We start from the raw sequence: 8,463 nt of genomic DNA, 5'->3' as shown, positions 1-8,463 counted from the left end.
TCTTTTAAATTAACAGTGTCTTTTTTAAACTGTCCTTGACAAAGGGTACACTTTATAGTATAAAAAATTACTAGTGTTTTTATGTATACAGGATATTATAGTCCTGGATTTAATATTTTATATATCTTAGCTCTCTTTTCTATTTTAGGAGCATAGTATTCTTTAGCATAGGATTTCATGTCTTCTTTATTTTCTTCTTTTTCTGCTCTTACAGCCCAATTCATTATCATCTCTTCTGTACTGTTGTATTGAGATATAAAGAATGCTCCAAGCTTTATAGATACTTCAGGATTAGCTAGAGTTTTAGGGTCGAAGTTTTCAATCCCTGCCTTTTTTGCAAGATCTTTTGCGAAATCGTCTCTCATATTTAATATACCATTGCTTTTTCCAGCTTCATAATCTCTCTCTTCAAATCTAGTTTCAAAGTTTATAAGTGAAGCTAAAATATATGGATCAACATTATACTCTTTAGAATATTTTTTGATGTCATCCTTGAAATCTATGGGATAAATTACAGCTTTGGCAACTAAGCCTCCACCTATTAAAATTACTAGAATTATTGCTATTATTGGAATTATTTTTTTCATTACTAATCCTCCTTAAGTTTTGATTAAGTTTAGTTTATCAAAAATTAATCTTATGTTACATTTAACAAGGTTACAAAATATGATTTGTAACTTACACTTTTGTAATGTTATATAAAATAGAATTTACCTTTACTAGTCCTATAGTTTTATACAGGGATGAATAACGCTAAAAAGTACAGACTTACATTGATTGTAAATCTGTACTTTTTTTATTTTCCTAAAACATAATTTATAAGAAGTTTTAAGGTGTTTTCTATAGATGATACATGAGTTCTCTCATAATGATGGGTTCCATGAACTCCAGGTCCAATTAAGGCAACCTTCATGTCAAGACCACGGGATATAGCTTGAGATGCATCGGAGCTATAGCTATTAAATACATCTACTACATAATCAATACCGAAATCTTCAGCTATGTTTATAAGTTGATTTGTAAAATCATAGTCATATACAGTATGTTTATCCTTAGCTGCTATTGTAGTAGAATATTCGCTGGAAGTTTGTCCATCTCCTACAGGAGCTATATCAATTGCTACTAGTTCCTTAGTTTGTGGAGGAATAAAGGATATGCCATGACCTATTTCTTCATAATTACTTATTATAAAGTTAGTAGTGTACTTTGGAGTAAGGTTATTTTCCTTTAAGTATTTGCATATTTCAACAACCATAGAAACAGCACACTTATTGTCTATATATCTAGATTTTATAAATCCACTTTCAGTTACCTCAAACCTAGTATCTATAGATATGAGATCTCCTACATTTATACCAAGTTCTAAAACATCATTTTTACTACAAATTCTTTCGTCTAGTCTTATGAACATGGTGTCTTCATTTCTTTCAATAAGGGAAATAGACCTACCATAGATGTGGGTTGAATTTTTTAAAGGAAGTATTGATCCTCTTATTTTCTTACCCTTTCTTGTTATTACGTTACAGTTTTCTCCTTCTATGGAGTTATATATTCCTCCACCAACCTTTTGAAACTTTATTTTACCATCAGGAAGAATTTCTTTAACTATAGCTCCAAGGGTATCTATATGAGCACATATTGTGATTTCTTCTTTTGAATTCTCGCCAATAAGAGTAGCTATTAAAGCACCTTTTTTAGTAAAAGATGTACTAAGCCCAAGTTTTTCAAAATCACTTTTAACAGCTAAAAGAGCATTTTTAGTATAGCCTATTGGGCTTTCTATATCTAAGTATTTTTTCATATTTTCTACTACACTTAACAAATCTATATTCATTAATAAAGACCCCCTTTTAAATATGAATGCTTTAAATCTATATTACTATAAAAAGGTAATATAAGAAAGGAGGTATCCATATAGACTATATAAAATAGTAAAAATATATGGATAGGAATTTTAAAAAATAGAATAGTTAAGATGATTTAAGCATAGATTTAAACAAAGGATAGGTGTATTTATAGGACTTAAGTTAGGAGGGAGAGTATGGTTTCTTTTATGATTAAGGAAATTAATGATAAAGAGAAAGATAAGGAACTTTGGAATTACATAGAAGATAAATATAAAGATATAGAAGAAGTAGAAAAACATACTTATAAGGGATGTAGAAATCATAAAGACTTTAGTTATACAAAAATTATCTCAAGAAGTGAAGCTATGGAGGATATAATAATTTTATTTAGGGCAATATTATATAATTTTAAGGGTATAGAGATAGTAAAAGATATTTTTAGGGACATTAAAACTAGTATATTAAAGGAGTTAAATAATATAGAATCTATAACTAATTATGATTTTGAGAATATTGTAGTAAATATATTGGTATTAATGGGTTTACTCCTTTGTCATTTGAAAAAAATTATTATTACTATAGTGAAGAATATGAATTTTTAAAGGATAGTAGAGGATACTACACCTATTTACAAGGAGATAAGTTCTATTTGAAAGAGGTAGAGAAATATAATTTATCAGATTATATAAAGAAATCTATAAATTCCAAAGGAGAAATAGTTCATTATATAGGTAAGAATCTAAAGGAAAAAAAGGATTGTATTAATGTAAAAATGCTCATTTCAGGAAAAGAGGAAAAATATATAGATTTAAAACTTTCAAGGGCAAAAATTTATGATTATTTAGAAACATTAGTAGATGAGACAACCTATAAGGATATATCAATTTTAACTTTTAAGAAACTACAAGAGTTATACAGACATAAGGGTAAATTGAAAATAAAAAATACTATGTTTCTTTTGGTAGATAGTTATTATGAGTATATGGATATGGATATATTAGGAGAAATTAAAACTTCAAATAATATAGTTCCAGTAGGAACTAGAGGATTTGGAGAAGGATTTTTTATAAATACTAGGGGGTATACCTTACCTAATTCTAAGATGTTATTAACTCTATATAACCATGGAGATAAACAATGTGAGACGTATTTTAAGCCAGAACTATATGTAGACCCTCATATGGTCATAGAAAGACTTAAGGAACTATGCTACAGAATATAATGCCGAGCTATTATATTTACATTATTAATACATCTTAATTACAGAATAGTATTAGTAAGTAAGGGCAATAAGTATCCTCTGAGACTTGAGGATATTATTGTATAGTTATAGAGTCATATTAATAAACACATAACAAAGGCTCTAAGTAGGATTTTTACTTAGAGCCTTTATTTTATTGATCCATCAACCTTTGTAATTTTTGAACTTTTTCAGCAAGTCCCGGAATCTTTTGCATAGCTTCAATTTGAGCTTGAGGATTTTTCATTCGTCCTATTTCGTTCATCTTAGCATCAATACCTGGTAGTGCTCTAATTTCAGCTAAGAGTTTAGTTATCTCTCTAGAAGCTTTAGGATCATTAAGTTTTGCAGCAAGCTTACCCATATTTAAATTATTGAACATACATAATCCTCCATAGCATTATTTATAGTATAAAATACCTATACTTTATATTATTTGTAAAATACTAATTGGTGAATTATATTATAGTAAAATTATAAATTTTAACTAGTACAACGAAGTATTTATATGAAAATATATTGAAGTTGAACCAATTTTCATAGTCTTTTATATAAAGGTATAGATTAATTAAAACATGTTAGTTACCTTATTTAATATTCCATTAAGCTCTGCAATTAAAACTCCAAAGTTGGTTATAGGGACATTTTGCTCCTTACATCTACTTAATCTTGAAAGAAGCTGTTTTCTTGTGAACATACAGCTTCCACAATGAACTACAAGACTATAAGGGCTTAAATCCTTAGGAAAATCTCCTCCAGAGGTTACATCTATTGGGATTTCTCCTCCAACTTTTTCATTAAGCCACATAGGGATTTTTTCTCTTGCAATGTCATTTTTTAAAGAATGGTGGGTACAAGCCTCGGCTATAAGAATTCTATCTCCTGGTTTTAACATATTTACTGCCTTAGCGCCACTTGTAAACATATCTAAGTCACCCTTATACCTTGCCATGAGTATAGAAAAGGAGGTTAAGGGAATATCCTCTGGTAAAATATCATTAACTTTTTTAAATATCTGAGAGTCTGTAATTACAAGGTCAGGCCTCTTATTTAAAGCCTGTAGTATATCTAAAAGCTCCTCAGCCTTAACTGTAAGAGCTAAGGCATTGTGATTTAGGATATCTCTTATAACTTGAACTTGAGGGAGTATAAGACGACCTTTCGGTGCCTGTATATCCTGAGGAGCTACCACTATAACCATATCTTTAGGTTTAAGAATATCTCCTACTATAGTATCTCTTTCAAAATCTAAAGGAGCATTTTCAATAATAGCTTCCTTTAACTGTCCAATGTTAATTTTATCTTTGGCACTTATTTTAACAAAGGTTATCTCAAATCTTTTCTTCAAATACTCTTCATCCACATTAGAAGAGTCTATCTTGTTTATAACTCCTATGATAGTAATATTTTTATTTTTGAGTTCCTTATACCACTTTTCCTCCAATATATAATCATTAGAGGAGGTAAAAATAAGAAGGGCAATGTCAGTTTTATCCATTATTTCATAGGTTTTATCTATTCTAAGTTTTCCTAAGGCTCCTTCATCATCAAAACCAGCAGTATCAACTATAACAACAGGACCGAGAGGGAGAAGTTCCATGGATTTAAAAACTGGATCTGTGGTAGTTCCAGGGGTATCAGATACAAGAGAAAGCTCTTGGTTTGTAATGGCATTTACAATACTAGACTTACCAGCATTTCTTTTACCAAATAGAGAAATATGAAGTCTATTAGCTCTTGGAGTAGTAATCATTTAAAAAATCCTCCTTAATATATGGACTTTAAAATTTTATTTAGAATCTTAAATCCCTTTCACCCTTTTCTATTTTCGTAAGTCTTTCCTTTGCTACTTTTCTAGCTTTTTCATTTTTAATATCAGATAATCCTTTTTTTATTATCTCATCTCCTAAAGTTTTAGCCTCATCATCACCATAATCAAGAAGGAATTCTTTAAGGGTAAGAAGAGCATTAGGCTGACATACATTACATATTTGTCCACTCTTAGCTAGATTCATAAATCTATCACCAGTTCTACCTTCTCTGTAGCAGGCTGTGCAGTAGCTTGGTATATAACCGTCCCTACATAAATCTTTTATAACTTCTAGAGGACTTCTATTATCACCTACTTGAAATTGAGGTTTTTGCTCTGTTTCTACCTTTTGAGAATCAGCATAGCCACCAACTCCAGTACAGGAGCCAGAGCTTATTTGAGACACTCCAATAGCCATGACTTCTTCTCTAAAATCTACGTCTTCTCTTGTGGATAATATTATTCCAGCGTAAGGAAGTGTAAGCCTTATTATGGCTACTAGCTTTTTAAAGTTTTTATCATCTACAAGGTGAGGATAATTTTCTAGAGATACATTTTCAGCAGGTCTAAGTCTTGGAACAGAAATAGTATGAGGACCAACTCCAGTTTCCTTTTCTAAGTGCTCTGCATGAAGTAGCATTGCTATGGTTTCATATTTATAATCATATAATCCATATAATACCCCCATGCCTACATCATCAATACCAGCTTGCCTTGCTCTATGCATAGCAGTTGTATGATAATCATAGTTATGCTTAGGACCTTTAGCATGAAGTTTTTCATAAGTATGTCTATGATAAGTTTCTTGGAATAATATATAGGTTCCTATGTCAGCATCCTTAAGTCTTTTATAATTTTCAATGGTAGTTGCAGCTATATTTACATTTATTCTTCTTATGCTTCCGTTATCAAACTTTAGAGAATAAATTGTTTTTATACAATCTAATACATAATCAATAGAGCAGTTCACTGGATCTTCACCTGCTTCTAGAGCAAGTCTTTTATGTCCCATGGATTCTAGGATTTTAACTTCTTCAGCTAGTTCATCCATGGTAAGTTTCTTTCGTTTAAAAGAAGAATTAGAGTGTTTATATCCACAGTATTCACACTCATTTACGCAATAATTAGAAACATATAAAGGGGCAAATAAAACTATCCTTTTTCCGTATATTTTTTCTTTAACTTCTCTTGATATTTTATACATTTCAGATAATAAAGCTTCATCTTCTATATTAAGTAAAACAGCAGCTTCCTCATGGGTAAGACCAGAGAAGGTACGTGCCTTATTTAAAATACTTTCTACATATTCAATATCCTTTGATAATTCCTTGGATTTTTCTATAGCATCTCTAATGTAAGAATCTACTATAAAATTTTCAGCCTTATATTCTTTCATAATTACACACTCCCTTTAGATATTTAATTATTTAACGCCAGTTTTAAGTTATAAATAATGTGTACAATAACTCTTTTTCATAGTAAGAGATTACAAAATCAAAAAAACTTCTTCCAAGATGGAAGAAGGATGTAATTTTTAAATATCTGATAAATTCTATTAATTTAAGCTTATAGGGGTATTGGAATTAAATAATAGAACGAATCTTCCTTCAGATGGTGTTCTTTCCACCATTTGAAGATTAGATGACTTAATCTAGAGGCGTGGCAACTGTTATCCCTCACCTTTTAAGAGGATGGGGGTGTTACAACTCCTAGCCATCAGATAAAATCTTATATTTATCCATCTTCCTTTTATGTATGCTTAAGTATTTAAAGTTAGAATTAAAAAATATCCCTTTACATAGAAACACTATGAAAAAGAGAGTTATAATGAAAAAAGTTTATGATTTCATTATAACTCAGTTATTTTTTCCTCTCAACAAAAATCAAATTAGTAGTTAAAAATATAACAAATAAAAAATGTATTTATAAAATTTTTATGACATTTTAAGTGGGATTATGTACATTTTAAATAAAACATATGGATATAATTGTAACTTAAGTATATTATCATTAGTAGATGGCTTAGATTTTATTACTTAAATTATTGTATAAATCACTATATGATAGAAAATAAGGATATTTTTAAATATTATTTAAGGACAAGCAGGGATGGAATATGAAAAGAAAATTTGGAGTTTTAGTAATTTTAAGTGCAGTAGTATCTATTGCCTTTGCTGTTTCTATGCGTTTATTTAATTCAATATATATACAAAGCATTATAAATTATTGGATTATTAAATTATTAAGATACATTAAAAAGTATATATGTTAACTAATTAAGCCAGTTTAATTAACATATTGAAATTAGTAGCTCTTATCTATAGATGTACCTTATCTAAATTCAACTAATATTAAAATAACCTCTTTTATAAAGTAGAATGCCAAGGAAATAAATGGTATAATTTACTGGTAAAGGAGGTAATTTTATGAAGAAAAATAAAAGATTAATTTTTACCCTTTTAGTTTGTGTAGCTGTCTTAGGAGCTATTATGTATAAAAACTTTACTATAGACAATAAGGGGGTAGAGGTTACTATATATAATGAAACATCAAAGGATATAGAAGATATAGAGATAAATTATAATTTATCTGAAGGGCCTATACCTGTAGAAAAGATAGAAAAGAGAAATAATAGATCTATAAATATAAATCCTAAGGAAGAGTTTGACGAAAGCATGCTAAAGATGAAGATACCAAAGTATATTAATGGAGAAGAATTTATTTTAATAAAGGATTATAAAAAAACAGCAGAAGGAAGGATTGAGGTTTATATAAGAGAGGATAAAAGCAATAATCTTAAGGTAGAGATTAAGGAGAAGTTTTTTAAGGAGAGCTAATATACTTTGAATTAGGTATAGACAATTTATATGGTAGAAGAGGGGATTAATAAATGGGGAAGCTTGAAGTGAAAGTGCAAAAGAAAAATCTTTGGCTTATTATAGCTATGACAATTCTTTTAATAACACTGTTATATTTTAATTTAAATAAAGGCGGGAAGGATATACCTTTAAAGCATTATAATGAAATAAAAACTATGAGGATACATACGAATAATGTAAACATTAAAACCTTAGATGATAAAAATGAAATTCAAAAAATTTTAGATAATATGACCACACTAAAAGAAATTAAATCCTTAGAAAGACATAAGAATAAGGAAATAAGTATGGAGATATATACAGAAGGATATAAATTTGAAACTTTAGTCATGGGAGAGGATTATTTAATTTTTAAGGGAAAATACTATGGTGGAAAGAGAATAGGTAAACTTAGAGAGGAAATGGAGAAGTATGTAATAACGCAGGATAATATAAAAGAGATTTTAAAGAATTTAAATTGTGATATATTTGCTGAGGATATTAATTACTTTAAAAGTACTTCAGATAAAGATTATTTTAAAGAATTATTTAATGGAAATACATTGGAGATTAGGGAATATGATGAAAGTCTTAAGGATAATTGGAAGTTTCCTAGGTATAAAATAGTTACGAATTTAGATTTAAATAGCAGCGATGACTTTGATTCTGATAGTAATTCTTTAGTATCAGATAATAGCTATATGACCT

General features: G+C 28.9%; 10 protein-coding genes. 5 read left to right on the top strand and 5 right to left on the bottom strand.

The features are described 5' to 3' along the window. Positions 1–95: 95 nt before the first annotated feature. Both AB2369_RS08645 and AB2369_RS08640 read right to left on the bottom strand, forming a co-directional pair. Positions 96–587 carry a transglycosylase SLT domain-containing protein gene (locus AB2369_RS08645; protein WP_367666079.1) on the bottom strand — a complete coding sequence of 164 codons (492 nt, stop codon included), beginning with the start codon at positions 585–587 and terminating at the stop codon, positions 96–98. A gap of 209 nt (positions 588–796) precedes the next feature. Then, complete coding sequence (locus tag AB2369_RS08640) at positions 797–1,834, bottom strand: M42 family metallopeptidase (protein WP_367666078.1); 1,038 nt, start codon at positions 1,832–1,834, stop codon at positions 797–799. Between the two features lie 207 nt (positions 1,835–2,041). On the opposite strand from AB2369_RS08640, the gene AB2369_RS08635 reads away from it, so the two are divergent. Together AB2369_RS08635 and AB2369_RS08630 are read left to right on the top strand one after the other, a co-directional pair. Further along, on the top strand, positions 2,042–2,449 hold the full coding sequence (locus AB2369_RS08635; RefSeq protein ID WP_367666077.1) for a hypothetical protein: 408 nt from the start codon (positions 2,042–2,044) through the stop codon (positions 2,447–2,449). Positions 2,450–2,496: 47 nt separating this feature from the next. Beyond that, entirely contained in the window at positions 2,497–3,069 is a 573-nt protein-coding gene (locus tag AB2369_RS08630) for a hypothetical protein (protein WP_367666076.1), read from the top strand. Between the two features lie 172 nt (positions 3,070–3,241). Here the strand turns inward: AB2369_RS08630 and AB2369_RS08625 are convergent, their stop codons facing one another. The 3 genes from AB2369_RS08625 to hydG form a co-directional block, all read right to left on the bottom strand. Further along, positions 3,242–3,469 carry a hypothetical protein gene (locus AB2369_RS08625; protein ID WP_367666075.1) on the bottom strand — a complete coding sequence of 76 codons (228 nt, stop codon included), beginning with the start codon at positions 3,467–3,469 and terminating at the stop codon, positions 3,242–3,244. A gap of 186 nt (positions 3,470–3,655) precedes the next feature. Continuing rightward, positions 3,656–4,840 (bottom strand): [FeFe] hydrogenase H-cluster maturation GTPase HydF, encoded by a 1,185-nt coding sequence (gene hydF / locus AB2369_RS08620; protein WP_367666074.1) that lies wholly within the window; start codon positions 4,838–4,840, stop codon positions 3,656–3,658. 40 nt (positions 4,841–4,880) lie between these two features. After that, on the bottom strand, positions 4,881–6,296 hold the full coding sequence (hydG, locus tag AB2369_RS08615; RefSeq protein ID WP_367666080.1) for a [FeFe] hydrogenase H-cluster radical SAM maturase HydG: 1,416 nt from the start codon (positions 6,294–6,296) through the stop codon (positions 4,881–4,883). A gap of 717 nt (positions 6,297–7,013) precedes the next feature. On the opposite strand from hydG, the gene AB2369_RS08610 reads away from it, so the two are divergent. The 3 genes from AB2369_RS08610 to AB2369_RS08600 form a co-directional block, all read left to right on the top strand. Then, on the top strand, positions 7,014–7,169 hold the full coding sequence (locus AB2369_RS08610) for a hypothetical protein (protein ID WP_367666073.1): 156 nt from the start codon (positions 7,014–7,016) through the stop codon (positions 7,167–7,169). A 154-nt stretch (positions 7,170–7,323) separates the two neighbouring features. Beyond that, positions 7,324–7,734, top strand: coding sequence for a hypothetical protein (locus AB2369_RS08605; protein WP_367666072.1), 411 nt, complete (start codon positions 7,324–7,326; stop codon positions 7,732–7,734). A 53-nt stretch (positions 7,735–7,787) separates the two neighbouring features. Then, positions 7,788–8,463: hypothetical protein (locus tag AB2369_RS08600; RefSeq protein WP_367666071.1), on the top strand; the 676-nt coding region annotated here is incomplete at its 3' end.

This window comes from Clostridium sp. (assembly GCF_040797585.1).
Classification (GTDB): Bacteria; Bacillota; Clostridia; order Clostridiales; family Clostridiaceae; genus Clostridium_Z.
The sequence above is the reverse complement of the archived record's forward strand: the minus strand, read 5'-3'. Positions and strand labels throughout refer to the sequence as shown.